Annotated in this window: 19 protein-coding genes; 10 read left to right on the top strand and 9 right to left on the bottom strand. The window is 68.1% G+C overall.

Going from position 1 to position 18156, the window contains the following annotated elements:
• The first annotated feature begins 47 nt into the window (after nt 1-47).
• The 4 genes from hutI to hutU are packed head-to-tail and all read left to right on the top strand — an operon-like array spanning nt 48 to nt 5177.
• Nucleotides 48-1229 (top strand): imidazolonepropionase, encoded by a 1182-nt coding sequence (gene hutI, locus BDW16_RS19560; RefSeq protein WP_100362893.1) that lies wholly within the window; start codon nt 48-50, stop codon nt 1227-1229.
• Nucleotides 1226-2719, top strand: coding sequence for a histidine ammonia-lyase (gene hutH, locus BDW16_RS19555; RefSeq protein ID WP_066580557.1), 1494 nt, complete (start codon nt 1226-1228; stop codon nt 2717-2719). The genes hutI and hutH overlap by 4 nt, the downstream gene beginning before the upstream one ends.
• The gene (gene hutG / locus BDW16_RS19550; protein WP_066580556.1) at nt 2716-3510 is read left to right on the top strand and encodes an N-formylglutamate deformylase; all 795 of its coding nucleotides are present in this window, start codon (nt 2716-2718) and stop codon (nt 3508-3510) included. Before hutH ends, hutG begins: the two co-directional genes overlap by 4 nt.
• A gap of 8 nt (nt 3511-3518) precedes the next feature.
• Entirely contained in the window at nt 3519-5177 is a 1659-nt protein-coding gene (gene hutU / locus BDW16_RS19545) for a urocanate hydratase (protein WP_066580632.1), read from the top strand.
• Nucleotides 5178-5263: 86 nt separating this feature from the next.
• On the opposite strand, the gene BDW16_RS19540 is transcribed toward hutU, so the two are convergent.
• The 5 genes from BDW16_RS19540 to BDW16_RS19520 form a co-directional block, all read right to left on the bottom strand.
• Nucleotides 5264-6064, bottom strand: a complete 801-nt coding sequence (locus BDW16_RS19540) for a hypothetical protein (protein WP_125958862.1) — start codon at nt 6062-6064, stop codon at nt 5264-5266.
• 439 nt (nt 6065-6503) lie between these two features.
• Nucleotides 6504-6878, bottom strand: a complete 375-nt coding sequence (locus BDW16_RS19535) for a MerC domain-containing protein (protein ID WP_066580551.1) — start codon at nt 6876-6878, stop codon at nt 6504-6506.
• Nucleotides 6879-7117: 239 nt separating this feature from the next.
• Nucleotides 7118-7990, bottom strand: a complete 873-nt coding sequence (locus BDW16_RS19530) for a type II secretion system minor pseudopilin (RefSeq protein WP_066580549.1) — start codon at nt 7988-7990, stop codon at nt 7118-7120.
• A complete protein-coding gene (locus BDW16_RS19525) occupies nt 7990-8613 on the bottom strand; it encodes a type II secretion system protein GspJ (RefSeq protein WP_083954390.1) in 624 nt (207 codons plus the stop codon). Before BDW16_RS19525 ends, BDW16_RS19530 begins: the two co-directional genes overlap by 1 nt.
• Before the next feature lie 2 nt (nt 8614-8615).
• Nucleotides 8616-9581 (bottom strand): penicillin-binding protein activator, encoded by a 966-nt coding sequence (locus tag BDW16_RS19520; protein ID WP_241230597.1) that lies wholly within the window; start codon nt 9579-9581, stop codon nt 8616-8618.
• A gap of 86 nt (nt 9582-9667) precedes the next feature.
• Here BDW16_RS19520 and gspN point away from each other — a divergent pair, with 86 nt between their 5' ends.
• Together gspN and BDW16_RS19510 are read left to right on the top strand one after the other, a co-directional pair.
• Nucleotides 9668-10378 (top strand): type II secretion system protein N, encoded by a 711-nt coding sequence (gspN, locus tag BDW16_RS19515; RefSeq protein ID WP_241910313.1) that lies wholly within the window; start codon nt 9668-9670, stop codon nt 10376-10378.
• 2 nt (nt 10379-10380) lie between these two features.
• Nucleotides 10381-11460, top strand: coding sequence for an alpha/beta fold hydrolase (locus BDW16_RS19510; RefSeq protein ID WP_066580546.1), 1080 nt, complete (start codon nt 10381-10383; stop codon nt 11458-11460).
• A 48-nt stretch (nt 11461-11508) separates the two neighbouring features.
• On the opposite strand, the gene BDW16_RS19505 is transcribed toward BDW16_RS19510, so the two are convergent.
• Genes BDW16_RS19505 through gspL form a run of 4 tightly spaced genes read right to left on the bottom strand, consistent with a single transcriptional unit; the run spans nt 11509 to nt 15783 of the window.
• Nucleotides 11509-12732 carry a type II secretion system F family protein gene (locus BDW16_RS19505; protein ID WP_066580544.1) on the bottom strand — a complete coding sequence of 408 codons (1224 nt, stop codon included), beginning with the start codon at nt 12730-12732 and terminating at the stop codon, nt 11509-11511.
• On the bottom strand, nt 12732-14195 hold the full coding sequence (locus BDW16_RS19500) for a GspE/PulE family protein (RefSeq protein WP_066580543.1): 1464 nt from the start codon (nt 14193-14195) through the stop codon (nt 12732-12734). Before BDW16_RS19500 ends, BDW16_RS19505 begins: the two co-directional genes overlap by 1 nt.
• Nucleotides 14192-14698, bottom strand: a complete 507-nt coding sequence (gene gspM, locus BDW16_RS19495) for a type II secretion system protein GspM (protein WP_066580541.1) — start codon at nt 14696-14698, stop codon at nt 14192-14194. Before gspM ends, BDW16_RS19500 begins: the two co-directional genes overlap by 4 nt.
• Entirely contained in the window at nt 14695-15783 is a 1089-nt protein-coding gene (gene gspL, locus BDW16_RS19490) for a type II secretion system protein GspL (protein ID WP_066580625.1), read from the bottom strand. The genes gspM and gspL overlap by 4 nt, the downstream gene beginning before the upstream one ends.
• 57 nt (nt 15784-15840) lie before the next feature.
• Here gspL and gspG point away from each other — a divergent pair, with 57 nt between their 5' ends.
• Genes gspG through BDW16_RS19470 form a run of 4 tightly spaced genes read left to right on the top strand, consistent with a single transcriptional unit; the run spans nt 15841 to nt 18147 of the window.
• Nucleotides 15841-16329 carry a type II secretion system major pseudopilin GspG gene (gene gspG, locus BDW16_RS19485; protein ID WP_066580539.1) on the top strand — a complete coding sequence of 163 codons (489 nt, stop codon included), beginning with the start codon at nt 15841-15843 and terminating at the stop codon, nt 16327-16329.
• 5 nt (nt 16330-16334) lie between these two features.
• Complete coding sequence (locus BDW16_RS19480) at nt 16335-16907, top strand: prepilin-type N-terminal cleavage/methylation domain-containing protein (RefSeq protein WP_371836717.1); 573 nt, start codon at nt 16335-16337, stop codon at nt 16905-16907.
• Complete coding sequence (gspI, locus tag BDW16_RS19475) at nt 16904-17383, top strand: type II secretion system minor pseudopilin GspI (protein ID WP_241230594.1); 480 nt, start codon at nt 16904-16906, stop codon at nt 17381-17383. Before BDW16_RS19480 ends, gspI begins: the two co-directional genes overlap by 4 nt.
• Nucleotides 17380-18147, top strand: a complete 768-nt coding sequence (locus BDW16_RS19470; RefSeq protein WP_066580536.1) for a type II secretion system protein N — start codon at nt 17380-17382, stop codon at nt 18145-18147. The genes gspI and BDW16_RS19470 overlap by 4 nt, the downstream gene beginning before the upstream one ends.
• The last annotated feature ends 9 nt before the right edge of the window (nt 18148-18156 follow it).

Genomic DNA, 18156 nt, shown 5'->3' with positions numbered 1-18156 from the left:
TATGTCTAGACATATTAACGCGCTTGTCCAACCATAAGCGCATGGCGATTCCCGCGGACACACTCTGGCGCAATGCCCGTCTGGCGACGATGACGGGCGACGGGCTGGGCATTGTCGAACAGGGCGCGATCGCCGCGACCGGCGGCACGATCAGCTATATCGGCCCCGACTCGGACGCCCCCGACGCCGCCGAGATCGTCGATTGCCAGGGCCGCTGGATCACGCCCGGGCTGGTCGATTGCCACACCCATCTCGTCCATGCCGGCAACCGCGCCAGGGAGTTCGAGGCGCGGCTCGAAGGCGCGACCTATGAGGAGATCGCCCGCGCCGGCGGCGGCATTCTCTCCACCGTCACCGCGACTCGCGCCGCGAGCGAAGACGAGCTGATCGCCAGCGCCCTGCCCCGACTCGATCAGCTGATCGCGGAGGGTGTCACCACGGTCGAGATCAAGTCGGGCTATGGCCTCACCCTCGACGACGAGCTCAAGATGCTTCGCGCCGCGCGCAGCCTCGGCGAAGCACGCAACGTCCACATCCGCACCACCCTGCTCGCCGCCCACGCCGTCCCGCCCGAATATAAGGGCGATGCCGATGGCTATGTCGATCTGGTCTGCGAGACGATCATCCCCGCCGCTATCGGCCATGCCGATGCCGTCGACGCGTTCTGCGAGGGCATCGGCTTCTCGCCCGAACAGACCGACCGCGTCCTCGCCGCCGCCGTCGCCCATGGCCTGCCCGTCAAGCTCCATGCCGAGCAGCTCTCCAACCTCCATGGCGCCGCGCTCGCCGCGCACCACAATGCCCTCTCCGCCGACCATCTCGAGCATCTCGACGAGGCGGGCATCGCCGCAATGGCCGCCAGCGGCACCGTCGCCACACTTCTTCCCGGCGCCTTCTACTTCACCCGTGAGGAGCACCGCCCGCCCATCGCCGCCCTGCGTGCCGCCGGCGTCCCGATCGCCCTCGCGACTGACTGCAACCCCGGCACATCGCCAATGGCCTCGATCCTGCTCGCCGCGAACATGGGCGCGACCTTCTTCCGCCTGACCGTCACCGAATGTCTGCGCGGCATCACCGTCAACGGCGCGCGCGCGCTCGGCCTCCGGACCGGCACGCTAGAACCCGGCGGGCCGGCAGACCTCGCCATCTGGAACGTCACCGACCTTGCCGAGCTGGTCTACCGCATCGGCGCCAACCCCCTCCATTCCCGGATTTACGCAGGCACATGATCACTCCCGGCTACACCCCGCTCTCGACCTGGAACGCCATCTATCGCGGCGAGGCCGCGCCGCTCGACCCGTCGTGCCGTGACAAGATCCAGGCCAGCGCCGATGCAGTGGAGGCGATCCTCGCCCGGCACGAGCCGGTTTACGGCATCAACACCGGCTTCGGGAAACTGGCCTCGGTCCGGATCGGCGACGAGGATCTGGAGACGCTCCAGCGCAACATCGTACTCAGCCACGCCGCCGGCGTCGGCGCCCCGATGCCCGCCCCGGTCGTCCGCCTGATGATCGCATTGAAGCTCGCCAGCCTCGCGCAGGGTCATAGCGGCGTCCGCCCTGCGACGATCGCGATGCTGCAGGACATGCTCGACCGCGGCATCACCCCGATCATCCCGTCGCAGGGCTCGGTCGGTGCCAGCGGCGACCTCGCCCCGCTCGCCCATCTCGCCGCCGCGATGATCGGCACCGGCGAGGTGCTGGTCGACGGCGTCGTCCGCCCGGCGCGCGACGTGCTCGCCCCGCTCACCCTCGGTCCCAAGGAGGGCCTCGCCCTTCTCAACGGCACCCAGTTCAGCACCGCCTATGCCCTTGCCGCGCTGTTCGAGACCGAGCGGCTGTTCCGCGCCGCGCTGGTCACCGGCGCGCTCTCGACCGAGGCGGCCAAGGGCTCCGACACGCCGTTCGATCCGCGCATCCATCAGGTCCGCGGCCATCGCGGCCAGATCGAGGTCGCCGATGCGCTTGCCGGCCTCATGTCCGGCTCGGCGATCCGCGCCTCGCACCGCGAGGGCGACGAGCGGGTGCAGGACCCCTATTGCCTGCGCTGCCAGCCTCAGGTGATGGGCGCGTGCCTCGACCTGATCCGTCAGGCCGCTGCCACGCTCGCGATCGAGGCGAACGGCGTCACCGACAATCCGCTGATCTTCCCCGATACCGGTGAGGCGCTGTCCGGCGGCAACTTCCACGCCGAGCCGGTCGCCTTCGCCGCCGACATGCTCGCCATGGCATTGTGCGAGATCGGCAGCCTGTCCGAACGGCGCATCGCGATGCTGGTCGATCCCGCGCTGTCAGGGCTCCCCGCCTTCCTCACTCCGCGTCCCGGCCTCAATTCGGGCTTCATGATCCCGCAGGTCACTGCGGCGGCATTGGTGAGCGAGAACAAGCAGCGCGCGCACCCCGCCAGCGTCGATTCGATCCCGACCAGCGCCAATCAGGAAGACCATGTCTCGATGGCCGGGCATGGCGCGCGCCGCCTGATGGAGATGGCCGCGAACCTGGCCAATGTGTTGGGCATCGAATATCTCGCGGCGGCGCAGGGCTGCGACTTCCACGCTCCGCTCACCTCCAGCGAACCGCTCGAAGCCGCCCGAAGCCTGCTGCGCAATCAAGTCCCGCATCTTGAGGACGACCGCCACTTCGCCCCCGACATGGCCGCTGCCACCGCGCTGGTCGCCGGCGGGATGCTGGGTCCGTATCTTCCGGGGATCGAGCGATGATCCATGTCGAACAGGGCAGCGCTCCGCTGATCGTCAGCGTTCCCCATGCGGGTACGGTCATTCCGGCGGATATCCAGGGTCTCGTCTCGCCCGAGCTCGCCCGGTACGACGCGGACCTGTACGTCGATCATCTCTACGCCTTCGCGCGCGGGCTCGACGCGACGATCGTCCGCACCACCGTTTCGCGCACGGTGATCGACGTGAACCGCGACCCCAGCGGCCAAACCCTCTATCCCGGCCAGTTCACCACCGGCCTCTGCCCGATCCAGACCTTCGACGGCACCCCGCTCTACGAGCCCGGCGCGCTGCCGGACGCGCATGAGATCGAACGCCGACGCGCCGAATGGTTCGATCCCTATCACACCGCGCTCGCCATCCAGATCGAGCGGCTGCGCGCGATCCACCCCGCGATCGTGGTCTATGACGCCCATTCGATCCGCAGCGTCGTCCCCAAGCTGTTCGACGGCGAGCTGCCCAACTTCAACATCGGCACCAATGACGGCACCTCCTGCGCGCCCGCACTGACACAGGCGGTCGAGGCGATCTGCGACGCCAGCCCGTACAGCCGCGTCACCAACGGCCGCTTCAAGGGCGGCTGGATCACCCGTCACTATGCCCGGCCGGCCGGCGGCGTGCACAGCATCCAGATGGAGCTGGCGATGCGCACCTATCTTGTCGAGACCCCCGCCCATTGGCCTCCGCCTTGGCACGAGGAAACGGCGCAAGCCTGCCAGTCCGTCCTTCGCCCGATCCTCTCCGCAGCCATCGACTTCGCGAAAGCCCCAAAATGACCAGCGCCATGACCAACCGCACCGACAATAGCCGTCACATCAAGGCCCCCACCGGCACCGAACTGTCCGCCAAAAGCTGGCTCACCGAAGCGCCGCTACGGATGTTGATGAACAACCTCGACGCCGACGTCGCCGAGGCGCCGGAATCGCTCGTCGTCTATGGCGGTATCGGCCGCGCTGCGCGCGACTGGCAGAGCTATGACCGCATCGTCGACGCGCTGCGCGCGCTCGACGCCGACCAGACGCTGCTGGTCCAGTCGGGCAAGCCGGTCGGCGTGTTCCGCACCCATGCCGACGCCCCGCGTGTGCTCATCGCCAACTCCAACCTCGTGCCGCATTGGGCGACCTGGGAGCATTTCAACGAGCTCGATCGCAAGGGGCTGGCGATGTACGGCCAGATGACCGCGGGCAGCTGGATCTATATCGGCACCCAGGGCATCGTTCAGGGCACTTACGAGACCTTTGTCGAGGCCGGCCGCCAGCATTATGGCGGCGACCTGTCGGGCAAATGGGTCCTCACCGCCGGCCTTGGCGGCATGGGCGGCGCGCAGCCGCTCGCCGCCACCATGGCCGGCGCCTCATGCCTCGCGGTCGAGTGCCAGCCGAGCCGGATCGAGATGCGGCTCAAGACCCGCTACCTCGATCGCGCCGCCAACAGCATCGACGAAGCGCTTGAGATCATTCGCACCTCGGACAAGCCGGTCTCGGTCGGCCTTCTCGGCAACGCCGCCGAAGTGCTGCCCGAACTGGTCCGTCGCGGTATCCGTCCCGACATCGTCACCGACCAGACCAGCGCCCACGATCCGGTCAACGGCTACCTTCCCGCCGGCTGGACGCTCGACGAGTGGTTCACCAAGCGCGAGACCGCCCCGCACGAGGTCGAGAAGGCGGCGCGCGCCTCGATGGCCACGCATGTCCGTGCGATGCTCGACTTCCATGAGATGGGGATCCCGACGCTCGATTACGGCAACAACATCCGTCAGGTCGCCAAGGATGAGGGCGTCGAGAACGCCTTCGCCTTCCCCGGTTTCGTCCCGGCCTATATCCGCCCGCTGTTCTGCCGCGGCATCGGCCCGTTCCGCTGGGCCGCGCTGTCGGGCAACCCGGAGGACATCTGGAAGACCGACCGGAAGGTGAAGGAACTGCTCCCAGGCAACCACCACCTCCACAACTGGCTCGACATGGCGAAGGAGCGCATCGCGTTCCAGGGCCTGCCCGCGCGCATCTGCTGGGTCGGTCTCGGCGACCGCCACCGCCTCGCCCTTGCCTTCAACGAGATGGTCGCATCGGGCGAGCTCGAAGCCCCGATCGTCATCGGCCGCGATCACCTCGACAGCGGCTCGGTCGCAAGTCCCAACCGCGAGACCGAAGCGATGATGGACGGCTCGGACGCCGTGTCCGACTGGCCGCTGCTCAACGCGCTGCTCAATACCGCGTCGGGCGCGACCTGGGTCTCGCTCCACCATGGCGGCGGCGTCGGCATGGGCTATTCGCAGCATTCTGGCATGGTCATCGTCGCCGACGGCACCCCCGAAGCCGCCAAGCGGCTCGAGCGTGTCCTCTGGAACGACCCGGCTACCGGCGTGATGCGCCACGCCGATGCGGGCTATGAGATCGCAAAGAACTGCGCGACCGAAATGGGGCTGGATCTGCCGGGGATTCTGTAGGCCGACCGTTCAAGTCACCCCGGTAGAAGGCCGGGGTGACATCGCCAGCGTTCGACACCCCGATCGTCACACCGATCTTTCGAGCCCTATGGCCGCCCGTCGCTGAACTTGTCCACCGGGCGAACCCCTCCCGGCGACAACCGGCCGGCCACCCGTTCCTTGGCGACATGATCGATAAGCGGCTGCACAGCCTCGACCAGCAAGGTCTTCGGGTTTTCGCTACACCATTTGTCGATGACATTCTCCGTCAATGGGTCATCCGCGACCCCGATCGCATCTCCCAACGGGTCCGGCCCCCACTGGTTGTACGCGGTAATGTGGCCGTGCAGCAGGGTGACATAGGTCAGTCGCAGAATCCTGTTCTCGCGCGCGTCGATCCAGTCGCGACAGCTATATGCTGCGACAACCATCGCCTTTCTGTTGGTATTCCATTGGGCGGTCGCTGGAATTTCCCGCCGTCGAATGATTGCGGTAATGACCGGTCGCATCGCATCGACCACCATCCGCGACGGATTGCGGGTACAATAGCCGTCGATGGCACCATAGACCTCCTCGCGCGTCGCAGTGCCGAGCAGGTCGCCGGTCTGATCCGGCCCGATCATATTGAACCCCGTAATGTAACCAAGCACCCAGGTCCGGTAATAGGCGACGAACAGGTCGGCATTCTCGCCCTTGCCCGCGCGCGCGTCACGCCAACTGGCGCAGGCCGGCGAGTCGTTCGCGCGAAACACCGCCTTGGTGTCGGGAGGGAGCACCGGCGTAGGCGAGATAACCGGAGGTGTTGCTGACTGAAACGTGAGCAGCAGCACGAGATAAAGGTGATTCATTCCGCCACGATCCCCCCGATCATTCTCGCGCCGTACGTCCCGGAAGTTTGCCGCCAGCATTTAACTTGCATTCTATCTGGCCGCCACGCCGATATCCGCATCGAACGGTCTCGACGTCAAGCAGCCGTGGCTTCGTAGGCCTGGAGCCATCTGCCCGCCTTCCACCGACCACGGCCAATCGAGCCGGCCTCGCATCCGTCCAACGCCGCCCGTTCGCCTGATGCGCCGTTGAGACCCATATGTTCTTCGTCGTGCTGGCCGGGCCGATCGCTCCAGTAATCGGCTTCGCCCGGTACCAATTCGGTCTAGCGCCATGAACAGGGCGCCGCGGCGGGCCCGGTCGCAGCCGCGCAGGGGCTCGGGTTCATCACCGGGCCGCTGGCGGGCACCACGATCTCACGATCGACAATGGCCTGCCCTATGCGCTGGTCGGTGCGATGCTGGTTGTTGCCGCGCTCTGGCCGGTACGTCGCACGCTGCCCGGGCGACCCGCAACAGTCTAGGCTGCTACCCGCCGCCGCCAGTTCACGATATGCGCTCCGGCGAGCAACACGCTGCCGGCAACCGTCACGCCCGTCTCGACCGCGACCCAGCTCTCGAAGGCCAGCCCCAGGGCCAGCAACGCCAGGCCTGCGCTTCCCACGAACAACGGAGCCACCCCGCGATGCCGCCGCCACCCCTCGATCAACGCGAATGCACTGGTCGGGATTGCGAACAGCAATACGCCAAGATGGAACCCCTCACCCGGATCGAACCGGCTGGCGATGGCGGGAAGCGCCGCGATCAGCAGCGGAAGCGCAAGGCAGTGGATCAGGCACAATGCCGAAGCGCCCACTGCAAATCCGTCAAACCACTTGCCGATCGTCGTCCGCATCACGCCACTCCAAGCCTTGAGCAGCGCAGATGATATAGTATATCATAGATTTCAAGGGACTGATCGCTTCCCATGTCGGATTTCACGCGATCCGGTCTTGGCGTCGGCCTGCCCCACGCCCTTCGAACCGTCGAGCCCGCAGTGATATGCGCCGCGAAACCCCGCAATCGCGTCAACTCTGTCAAGCTGCACCGCCGCTCGCGCGCGCGGCAGTGTGACTATTGAAACTCTTGCCGCCTTCAGCCGCCCGCCAGCGGTGCCTCAGGCGGGACGGCGGCATTGCGCCAGCGTGCCACCGGCAGCACCTCGACCGAGCCGCGGTCGTCGCGCTTGCGCTGGATCAGCGTCGCACCATCCTGCGCGGTTCCGCCGATTGTCGCTCGCACCCGCACCCAGAAGGTGTTCGACTGGAACGAGGTCCCCGGGGGCTGGCGCACCTTCTGCTCCGAAAGGTCGCGTAGCGTGATCTGCCCGTTGCGCTTGCGGATCGCGACCAGCCGTTCGGCGACCACCGGGTCATCGAACAGGATCGCAAGCAGTTCCTGATCGGCCGTATTGAGGTTGACCTGCGTATTGCCCGGCAATGCGGTCACCATCCGTTCCAGCCGCGCGACGGCGTCCTGCGCCACGCCGGGCAGCAGCCGGATCGGCCGAACATCGGTCACCGGCCCCTGCCCGCGGACATAGGCGATCGCCTCCGTCACCTGCGCTTCGTCAAGCCCCGCGATCGCCGCGAGCTTCTGGAACAGCAGCACGGAGGCGACCTCCCCGCTGCGCAACGAATTGACGTTGAAGCGCCCCTCCGCATCGCTCACCGCCAGGTCGAAGCTGCCTCCGTCGATCGAGACGCCCTTTGCCCCGATCGATGCCCAGCGCTCGCCCGCATGGTCGGCGTCCGGCGCCTCCTTGGCGTCCTTCCGCAGCGCGCTGATCGCCGAAAGCTCTCCGCCGCGCACGATCGCCGCCGCCCGCGCCGCCTCGCGCCCGCGCAGCGACCGGTCGAGCGCGAGTTCCTCGCGGCTGATCATCAGCAGCACCAGCCCGCTCGCGATCGCCACGAACATCAGCACATTGACCAGGATCATGCCCTGTTCGTCGCGATCGCGCCGCATCACTTGTCCCTCGGCTGATCGGGCAGCACGACGACACGGCGCAAAGCGCCCTGGGGGCCCTGTACTCCGGCGATCTGCATCTCGAGCGAAACGGCGCGCGGCCATTCGTCCTTGCGCTGCTCGTTCACCGGCCAGCGATCCACCCAGCGGTCTTCATCGCGAAAGCGCCATCTGGCTCCAGCCACCCCCTGCAGCAACAGCTGCGGCTGCGGTGCTGACCGGACCAGCGCGCCTTGGGCTGCGTCATAGCGCACCGGCATCGGCGGCCCGCCCTGCCCCCCGGCGATCCGGGTAAAGGCTATGCCGCCGTCGCCGCCCGAAACGGCGCCTCGGGTGATCTGGTCGAGGTCGCTCTGCACCACGAACATCGCGCGCTGCAGATCGGACAGCCGATTCAGCCGCTCCTCGGTTCGCCCCTGCACGTTCAGCACGCTGTCGAGCAACCCCAGCCCCGCCACCGCGATCAGCGCGAACAGGCCAAGCGAGATGATGAGTTCGAGGAGCGTGAATCCCGAGTCCTTGTCTGAAGGACCGCACCGGCCCGCTCCCCCGCCCGGCCACCCACATGATGCTGCCGCTGGGCGGCCGGGCGGGGGAGCGGGCCGGTGCCGCTCGGCAGGCATCGTCACGCGCCCAGGCTCACCGCGACAGGCTCATAGCCCTGCGGCCCGGCGAGCAGGATCGCGAGTTCACGCGCAACGCTGCCGTCGCTGCGGAACCGGGCGTTGCCGGTCACGCAGGGATAGCTCGTCTCGGCGAGCAGCGCCTTCTCGCTGATCTCGCCCTTGCCCCTCAGCACCTTGACGATCCCGCCTGCGTCATAGGCCAGCGCCGCCAGCGCGCCGGGATCGCCGCCATGCCGCGCGCGATACTCGCCAGCGAACCGCCCGAACGCCGCCGGATCGGGACTGGCGAGCCATGCACCGTTCAGCACCTCGAGCGCCGCCGGCCGGTGATCCAGCGCCTGCACCGTGCCGAGCAACTGGATGCCGGTCTCCTTGAGGTTGCGCGCCGCCGCCAGAACCGCTTCGCCACTGCCCGGCAGCAGCACTGCGTCGGGCGCGTCGCCGGCTACCGGCAGGGGCTGTCCTTCGGTCACAGTCAGCACCCGAACATCGATCCCGACCTCGCCCTGCACCTTGCCCGCGGCCAGCGCCGCTGCGGCGCTCCAGGGCGATGCGTCGTCGATCACCACGACATTCCTGATCCCGCGCGACCGGGCATAGCGCAGGATCGCGCTGGTCACCTGGCTGGGCGTGATGCCGAACACCCAGCTGCCGGGCGCCCGAACCACCGAATTGTTGCTGAATGCGACCACCGGCACGCGCCCCGCGACCTCGCGGGCCGCCGCGGTCATTTCCTCGGCGGTCACCGGCCCCAGGATCATCGCGGATTTGGCCTTCAGCGCATTGCGCGCCGCCAGCGCGGCTCCCGCCGCCGTCCCGCCGGTGTCATAGGCGGTGATTTCCGGTCCAGAATCCGCAAGCAACGCCGCCTGCCGCATGCTAAGGCCCAGCGCGGCGCGCGGCCCGGACAGCGGCAGCAGCATCGCCACTTGCCGCTTGTCGCGCTTGGGCTTCTTGTCCTGCACGGAAACGGCCAGAACAGAGGGACTCGCAAGCAATGCCGGCGGCAGCAACAGGCCTGATTTCAACACATCGCGGCGATGAAACGCCGGTGTCCGGATTGGCATCTTGGTCGGCACGGCGGCGTCTTACCGTCTTCGTCGTGCTGGGCATAGCCGCTTATGCGCTGGCGATGTTCGCGACGATGCCCGCCAGCGTGTTCCTCAAGAACCGGCCGTGGCGCACCGGCGTCGCCGGCACCGTGTGGAATGGCGAGGTCGGCGTTGCCGGCGGCAGCAAGTTCGAATGGAGCTGGGCGCCGCTGCGCTCGCTCACCAGCCTCGCCTTTGCCGTTGACTGGAAGGCGACCGGCCCCGACACCGACATGGGCGGCCGCGGGCTGACGCGGTTCGGCCGCACGGTGCTCGACGACGTCAGCGGCAGCGCGCATAGCTCGGTCCTTCAGGCGCTCCAGCCCAATCTTCCCTTCACCTGCGATCTGGTGATGCAGCTGCAGTTCGCCCGGATCGCGATCGGCGGCGGCGATCAGGCGATCGACGGCAAGCTCACCACCGAGCCTGGCACCTGCACCGCCAAGAGTGGCGGCACTGCCACCGCGGTCCCCGCGCTTGCGCTCACCGCCGAGAAGACCGGCTCCGCGACCCGCATCCGCATCGCGCCAGCGACGCAGCGCCGCCAGACGCTGATGGAGGCGACGCTCGGCGAGGACGGCCGGCTGAGCATCCACATGACCGCCGACGGTGCCCGCATCCTGCCCTTCACCGGCATGCCCGCGGGCGCAACGATCGAAGGAGCCATGTGAGGATGCGCAGGTTTCTGGCCGCGATCGCGGCGCTGCTCGTCGCCGCTCCGGCCACCGCCCAGACCCCGGCGACCCGCTGGCCGGTGGAGGAAGCCAATTACGAGATCGCCCGGTTCCGCTTCCACGATGGTGCTACCCTCCCCACCGTCCGCATCCATTATCGCACCCTCGGCAAGCCGCACCGCGATGCCTCCGGCGCCATCGACAATGCCGTGATGGTCCTTCACGGCACCGGGGGCACCGGCGCCCAGTTCCTCCAGCCGCAATTCGCCGACCGGCTGTACGGCCCCGGCCAGCCGCTCGACATCACTCGTTACTGGATCATCCTTCCCGACAATCTTGGCCATGGCGGCTCGTCCAAACCATCGGACGGCCTGCGCATGCGCTTCCCCGCCTATGACTATGACGACATGGTCGCGGCCCAGCACCGCCTGCTCACCGAGGGGCTCGGCATCCGCCGGATGCGCCTGATCATGGGCACGTCGATGGGCTGCATGCACAGCTTCATATGGGGCGAGACCCATCCCGACTTCGCCCGTGCGCTGATGCCGCTCGCCTGCGAACCGATCGAGATCGCCGGGCTCAACCGGATGTGGCGGCAATTGCTGATCGACGGGATCAAGGCCGACCCCGCCTGGGCCAATGGCGATTACAGGGCCCAGCCTGCTCAGGGGCTTCGCACCGCGGCCAGCATGTTGTTCGTCGCTGGCGGCGCACCGCTCTACTTGCAACAACAATTCCCGACGCGCGACGCTGCCGTCGCCTATGTCCGCGAACGCGCCGAACGCTCGATCGCCGGGCTCGACGCCAACGACCTGATCTATCAGGTCGATGCCTCGCGCAGCTACAATCCCTGGCCGCGGCTCGAAGCGATCACCGCGCCGATGATGTGGATCAACTCGGCCGACGACTTCATCAATCCGCGCAATCTCGACGCGCCGGAACGCGCATTGAAGCGGATGCCCAACACCCGCTTCCGCATGATCCCCGAGACCGCCGAGACGCGCGGCCATGGCACGCATACCTGGGCGGTCTTCTGGGAACAGGATCTGCGCGACCTGCTGACCCGCACGGAGAGATAGGCTCTCTCAGGCGATCGCCCTACCTGATTTGAGGGAGGCGCGAATGCCTCAGAGCGTCACCAGATCGTTGAGGTTGATGATCGGCAACAGGATCGCCAGCACCATCATCAGCACGATCCCGCCCATCAGCAGCAGCACCAGCGGCTCGACCAGCGCCACCATCGCGCTCGTCACCGCGTCGAGCTCGCGATCGAGCTCGTCCGCCGCACGCGACAGCGCCGGACCCAGCTGCCCGCTCGCCTCCCCCGACGCGACGATCGCGGTCAGCATCAACGGGAACACCCCCGCCTCGGTCATCGCCGCGCGCAGGCTGATCCCCTCGCGCACCCGCGCCGCGACATGCAGCGCGCGCTCGCGCACCCAGCGGTTGGGCGTCACCGCCGCCGCCGCGTGCAGCGCCTCGACCAACGGAACCGCGCTCGACACCAGCGTGGCGAGGCTCCCGGCGAAGCGCGCGGCATTATGCTGGCGGCTGAAACGGCGGAACGGCCAGCGCTCGGTGAAGGCGCGATGGACCTTGAGCCGGTTCGCCGGGTTCGCCACCCAGCGGCCATAGATCACAAAGCCGATCAGTGCCGCGATCAGGATGTACAGGCCCCATGCCTGCAGGAAGCCCGAGATCGCGATCAGCGTCCGCGTCAGCAGCGGCAGATCGGTCCCGCGCGAGACGAACACCTTGACGATATCGGGGATGACATAGACCAGCAGCAGCACGATCACGCCCAGCGACACCGTCGCCAGCAGCCCGGGATAGAGCAAGGCGAGCTGCAATTTCTGGCTGTTCGCCTGCCGGTTCTCGACGAAATGCGCGAGGTGCTCCAGCACCTGAGTCAGCTTGCCCGAGGATTCCCCCGCCGCGACCGATGCGCGATAGAATTCAGGGAAAGTCTTGGGATGCGTTCCTAAGGCATTGGCAAAGCTACGCCCATCCAGGATCGCCGCGCGCACCTCAAGCAGGATCGACGAGACTCGTTGCGCCTCGGATTGGCTCGCCGCCAGCCGCAGCGCCTCCTCGACCGGAATGTCCGACCCCACCAGCGTCGCGATCTGCCGCGTCGCCGTCGCCAGCTCGCGCGCGCTCATCCCCGAACGGCCGAGCCCCGGCAGCTTGATGCTCCCGATCGAGCGCCGTTCCGAAGCTGCATCCACCGCCAGCGGCAACAGCCCCTGCTCGCGCAGCATTGCCCGCGCCGCGGCGGCGCTGGTCGCTTCGATCAGCCCCTTCTTCTCGGCGCCCGCGCTCGTCGCCGCGCGATAGGCAAAGGCGGGCATCAGGCCTCTTCCCGCACCACGCGGGCGACTTCCTCGACCGTTGTCACGCCAGCCTTCGCCTTGGCCACGCCATCGTCGAGCAGCGCAGGGCTGGTCTTGCGCGCATGCGCCTCGATCTCGGCTTCGGACGCGCCGTCATGGATCATCGCCTGAAAACGCTCGTCGACCGGCACGACTTCGTAAAGCCCCGCGCGGCCGCGATACCCGTCGCCGCCGCAATCCTCGCACCCCACCGCGCGCCACACCGGTTCACCGGCTTTGATCGCGCCGCCCAGCAGCATCGAATCGCTCTCGCTCGCGACATCCTCGCGCCGGCAGCTCGGACATAGCCGGCGCACCAGCCGCTGCGCCGCCAGCCCCACCAGCATCGGCGCGAGCAGATAGCGCTCGACCCCCATGTCGATCAGCCGCGTCACCGATCCCACCGCGCTGTTGGTATGCAATGTCGAGAGCACGAAATGCCCCGTCATCGCCGATCGCACCGCGACCTCGGCGGTCTCATGATCGCGGATCTCCCCGACCATGATCACGTCCGGGTCCTGGCGCAGGATCGCGCGCAGCCCGCGGGCGAAGGTCATGCCGGTGCGCGAATTGACCTGGGTCTGGCCGATCCCGGCGAGTTCATATTCGATGGGATCTTCGACCGTCATGATATTGCGTTTGCGGTCGTTCAGCCGCTGGAGCGCGGCGTAGAGGCTGGTCGTCTTGCCCGACCCGGTCGGCCCGGTGACCAGCAGCATCCCGTGCGGCCGTTCGAGCAGACGCGCGAACACCTCCCGGTCGCGCGCGCTCATCCCCAGATGCTCGAGATCGAGCTTGAGCGATCCCTTCTCCAGCAAGCGCATCACCACGCGCTCCCCATGCTGGGTCGGCAGCGTCGAGACGCGCGCGTCCACATCGTGCCCGCCGATGCGCAGCGTCACGCGGCCGTCCTGCGGCACGCGCTTCTCGGCGATATCGAGTTTCGCCATCACCTTGATCCGGCTGACCAGCAGCGGCGCCAGCTCACGGCGCGGCTCGAGCTTGTCGCGCAGCACACCGTCGATGCGGAAGCGCACCACGACGCGCTTCTCCTGCGTCTCGACATGCACGTCCGACGCGCCTTCCTTCACTGCTTCGAGCAACAACGCGTTGATCAGGCGGATAACCGGCGAATCGTCGCGCGTGTCGAGCAGGTCGTCCACCGCCGCAGCGCTGTCGGCCAACGCCGCGAGATCCATCCCACCCAGGTCGAACTCGGCCGCGGCGCCCGCGCTGCCCGAATAGCTCGCCGCCAGCGCCTGATCGAACGCCGCATCCTCGACCGCCACGAAGCGCGCCGCCGGTGCGATTCTCTGAACCTCGAGCAGCGCGTCGAGTGCCGCATCGGGCCGATGCACGCATTCCAGCCCGTCACTGCCTGCCCGCAGCACAACGCCCGCGCGCCGCGCATAGCCATAGGGTAAAGTCGACTCGGCGGTCATTGCGCGAACTCCACGCTCGCACTTACCCGCCCGGTCGCGCCGCCTTTGCGCAACTCGACCTTGCGCGCACGAAGCGGCGTCGTCCGTTCGACATTGGCGATCCAGCCGACCACCGATTCATAGGGTGCCTCGGCCACCTGCGCGGTCAGCCCTGCCGCACCCGGCACGATGTTCGCGGTGATCCCCGCTTCGCCCGCCGCCGCCTGCGCCGCTTCAGCGGGCGAACCGCCGCGCTGCTGTGGCTGGCTTCCCTTGGGTACCAGGGTACCCGCAGCGCGGACTCGCGCGGTCAGCGTCTCATAAGTACGGATATCCGCCAGCGCGTCGGCGCGTGCCGCCTGCAACGGCTGGATCACGGCAAACACCAGAACCAGCACGCCCAGAAGCACGCCGAGCGATCCGACCATCCACCGCTCGCGCGAGCTGAGGCCGCTCCACCATGCACCGATCTTCGCGCCCCACGCATCGAGCGTCGGGCTGCGGGTGATCCGGATCGCGCTCATGCCCGCACCGTCAGGCGCAGCGCGCCGTCCTGGCCTGCGGCGAGGTCGGCAGTCACCCCGGCCGCGCGCATCGCATCGCGCACCCGCCCGGCAAGCCCCGGCTCACCCGGCTCGATCTCCATCACAAGCGCATTTCCTTCAAATCGCATCGACCGCGCGGTCACCGCACTCGACAGCGGCGCAAGCGCGTTCGAGGTGCGGGTGACGAGCGGCACGAACTGGCTCGCGGCCGCTCCTGGCGGTGGCAGCATGTCGGCGACACTGACCCTAAGGTCATCACCCAGATTAGCCCCCGGCGCAGCCTGCGCCACCGCGGCGCGGGTATCGTCTGCGCGCCGCTCGGCGATCGCGCGCAGCATCAGCGTGTCCGCCCCGGCGATGACGACATGCGCCGCGACGCCTGCCGCCGCGATCCAGCCGAGCCGCTTGACCCAATTGCTCCCGCTCGCGGTCCGTCGTGCATAGATGCCTTGCCGCAGATCGATCGCGGGCCTGGCCAGCCGCTCCGTCAGCCCGCCATTGCCTGCGGGCCACGGTTCCTGAGGAAGTTCGCCGACCGGCGCCGCCCCGCAATTCCAGATACGTGGCCGGCCTGCGGCTTCCCATGCCTGCCCGATCAGCGCCGCCGGCATCGCAAAGCCGGTGCCGTCCGCGCCGCGCACCAGCACCCGGCCATCGCCTGCTTCGGCCGACCAGCCTTCGCCCGGCACGGGCAGCGCCAGCGCGTCGGGCACCATCGCTGCGTGCGCGAGTCCCTCGGTGTCGGCAATCTCCACCCACTCGCGCATCACCGCATGCCGCACGACAGCGACCAGATAGCGTTTGGGTGCGATCTCATCGCCCAAGGCCAGATGGACCGATTCGAGCGGGTCGGCGATTCGGTCCTCGATCGCGAAGGGAAGCGCCGTCAGCCGCTTGGCGTGCGTGCCCAACGGCAGATCGACGGCCAGGACTAATACCGATTCGCTCGGCACCAGCACGGTTGCAGGACCATCCGGCTCGGCTATGATCGCCCGCCCGCCGGACAGCGTCCAGACGCCGCCGGTGCGGGCTTCCGCGGCACCGGATTGGACTTGGCGAGTCATCATTCCGGGAACCTCGGCTGTAACATTGCTTTCACGAGAAGGACGCATGGGGCCGCGATGCGCATAGTTTTGAAACAGTTCCATGACACGGTGGCAGGCAAGCCCAATAAGGGCAAGCGCCGCAACATACCACACGCAGAAGCCGGCCTTACCCTGCTCGAGATGATCGTCGTGCTCGTCATCATCGCGATTGTCGCGGGCCTGGTGACGATGAACGTGGTCGGCCGTCCCGATCAGGCCCGCGTCACCACCACCAAGACCAACCTTGCCAGCCTGTCGAGCGCGCTCAAAATGTATCGTCTCGACAACGGCCAATACCCCACGACCGAACAGGGGCTCAAGGCGCTTGCCGAAAGGCCGGTTACGCCGCCCGTTCCCTCCGCGTGGCCCGAAGGCGGCTACGTCTCGGAAAACCCGGTCGATGCCTGGGGCAACCCCTATGTCTATTCCTCGACCGGCAACGGCTTCGACCTGAAATCGCTCGGCAAGGACGGCAAGCCGGGCGGCGAAGGGCTCGACGCCGATCTCGACGCCAAGGGCGGATAAGCCAGATGCGGGGGCGTGTCTTTTGCGGTCGCTCCGCGACGCGGGACCAGCCCGCTCCCCCTCCCGGCCACCCAACGGCAGTATCATATGGGTGGCCGGGAGGGGGAGCGGGCTGGTCCCGCACTTCTCGCAATGACTCCGGCATGACGCTCATCGAGATGCTGATCGTGCTCGTCATCATCGGCGTCGCCGCGGGCGGCGTCGCGCTGGGCGTCGGCGCCGCGACCCGCGCGCCCTCGGTCGAGACCGAAGCCCGCCGCCTTGCCCTGCGGCTCCAGGCAGCCGCGGACGACGCGATGATCGGCGATCGCGTGATCGCTTTCACCGCTCAACCGCATGGCTATGGCTTCGCGGCGATCGGCCGTGACGGCAAGCTGGCTCCGCTCGGCGACGCGCTCGCCTTCCACACGCTTCCCGGCGGCATCGTCGTCACGCTCGATGTCCGCCCGCCGGTGGTTCTCGGCGTCGACGGCGGCGGCAAGCCGCTCACTGCCACGATCGAGAATGGCGCTCAGCGCTGGGTCGTCCGCTATGACGGCATGACCGCCACCGCGACCAAGGTGGAGGCTGCTTCGTGATCGCGCTGCGCGCGATGGCGGTACCGGCCCGCTCCCCCGCCCGGCCACCCAGCGCCAGCATCCTGTGGGTGGCCGGGTGGGGGAGCGGGCCGGTACCGCGTCCCGGCAATGCCGGGACACAGATCGAAGAAGCCGGCTTCTCGCTGATCGAGGCGCTGGTCGCGCTCGCGGTGCTCGCCATCGCCACCGTCGGCCTGATCCGCGCGGTCGAAAGCCATATCGATTCGACCCGCGCGATGGAACGCCGCGCCGCCGCGATGTGGGTGGCCGAAAATCGCCTCGCCGAGATCCAGCTGGCCGATCCCGCCGCGAACGCGTCCGAGACCGATCTGCTCGGCCAGCAATGGAAGGTCGAAATCGCGCGCACCCGCACCGAAGACGCCGGAATCGACAAGGTTCGCATTCAGGTATTCGCGGCGGGCGAGCGGTCTCCGCTTGCATCGCTCGACGGGTTCGTCGAGGGCAGCCGTACATGATCCGTCTGCCCGACCTTTCGCCGCGCCAGGCCCGCACCACGCTCGACATCGCGACCGCTGCGGTGGTGGTGTCGGTGGCGATCGCGCTCGCCGGGTTGACCTGGCGAATCGCCGGTCATGCCAGCAGCGGCGCGGTCACCGTGCCTTCAGGGGTCCGCTCCGCCGCGGCCCCGGCCGACGTCACCGCCGCGCTCGCCTTCGCTCCGTTCGGCAAGGGCGCCGTCACCGATGCGTCGCAGGCGACCGCGCTCCCCCTCAAGCTCAAGGGCGTGTTCGCCGCCTCCCCGGCCGACCTCTCGGTCGCCTATATCGAAGTCGGCGGCGAACCCGCCAAGGCCTTCCGCGTCGGCGAAGCGCCGGGCGGCGGCACGATCGAAGGGATTTTGCGCGATCGCGTCCTCCTGCGCGTCAACGGCCGCATCGAATATCTCGCCTTCCCCGATCCCACCTTGACGGTCGAGCAACAGGCGCAGGCGGCGGCAGGGCCCTCACAGCCAACAGCCGCCCAGCCTTCGCCCAACACTCCACCGGCTCCATCCGCGCTGATGTCCAGCCTGACGCCGGTCCCCGGCGGGGTGCAGATCGGCAGCAATGCCCCGCCGGGACTTCAGCAAGGCGACGTCATCACTTCGGTCAACGGCCAGGCGATTTCCAGCCAGGCCAGCGCCGCTTCCGCTCTCGCCGCCGCCCAGTCGCGCGGTACCGCCCAGATCCAGATCACCCGCGACGGAAAGCCCGTGACGCTGACCGTCCCGACCCGCTAGGTATCCCGC

The organism is Sphingomonas koreensis, assembly GCF_002797435.1.
In the GTDB taxonomy this organism is placed as follows: domain Bacteria; phylum Pseudomonadota; class Alphaproteobacteria; order Sphingomonadales; family Sphingomonadaceae; genus Sphingomonas; species Sphingomonas koreensis.
This window is presented reverse-complemented; position numbering and strand designations above follow the sequence as displayed.

Coding starts and splice junctions, on each gene's coding strand:
- hutU (WP_066580632.1), top strand. CDS start 3,519: ATGACCAACCGCACCGACAATAGCCGTCACATCAAGGCCCCCACCGGC.
- BDW16_RS19505 (WP_066580544.1), bottom strand. CDS start 12,732: ATGCCCGCCTTTGCCTATCGCGCGGCGACGAGCGCGGGCGCCGAGAAG.
- BDW16_RS19470 (WP_066580536.1), top strand. CDS start 17,380: ATGATCCGTCTGCCCGACCTTTCGCCGCGCCAGGCCCGCACCACGCTC.
- BDW16_RS19525 (WP_083954390.1), bottom strand. CDS start 8,613: ATGCCTGCCGAGCGGCACCGGCCCGCTCCCCCGCCCGGCCGCCCAGCG.
- gspG (WP_066580539.1), top strand. CDS start 15,841: ATGCGCATAGTTTTGAAACAGTTCCATGACACGGTGGCAGGCAAGCCC.
- BDW16_RS19500 (WP_066580543.1), bottom strand. CDS start 14,195: ATGACCGCCGAGTCGACTTTACCCTATGGCTATGCGCGGCGCGCGGGC.
- hutH (WP_066580557.1), top strand. CDS start 1,226: ATGATCACTCCCGGCTACACCCCGCTCTCGACCTGGAACGCCATCTAT.
- hutG (WP_066580556.1), top strand. CDS start 2,716: ATGATCCATGTCGAACAGGGCAGCGCTCCGCTGATCGTCAGCGTTCCC.
- BDW16_RS19480 (WP_371836717.1), top strand. CDS start 16,335: ATGCGGGGGCGTGTCTTTTGCGGTCGCTCCGCGACGCGGGACCAGCCC.
- gspM (WP_066580541.1), bottom strand. CDS start 14,698: ATGAGCGCGATCCGGATCACCCGCAGCCCGACGCTCGATGCGTGGGGC.
- BDW16_RS19535 (WP_066580551.1), bottom strand. CDS start 6,878: ATGCGGACGACGATCGGCAAGTGGTTTGACGGATTTGCAGTGGGCGCT.
- BDW16_RS19510 (WP_066580546.1), top strand. CDS start 10,381: ATGCGCAGGTTTCTGGCCGCGATCGCGGCGCTGCTCGTCGCCGCTCCG.
- BDW16_RS19530 (WP_066580549.1), bottom strand. CDS start 7,990: ATGCGGCGCGATCGCGACGAACAGGGCATGATCCTGGTCAATGTGCTG.
- gspL (WP_066580625.1), bottom strand. CDS start 15,783: ATGACTCGCCAAGTCCAATCCGGTGCCGCGGAAGCCCGCACCGGCGGC.
- BDW16_RS19540 (WP_125958862.1), bottom strand. CDS start 6,064: ATGCTGGCGGCAAACTTCCGGGACGTACGGCGCGAGAATGATCGGGGG.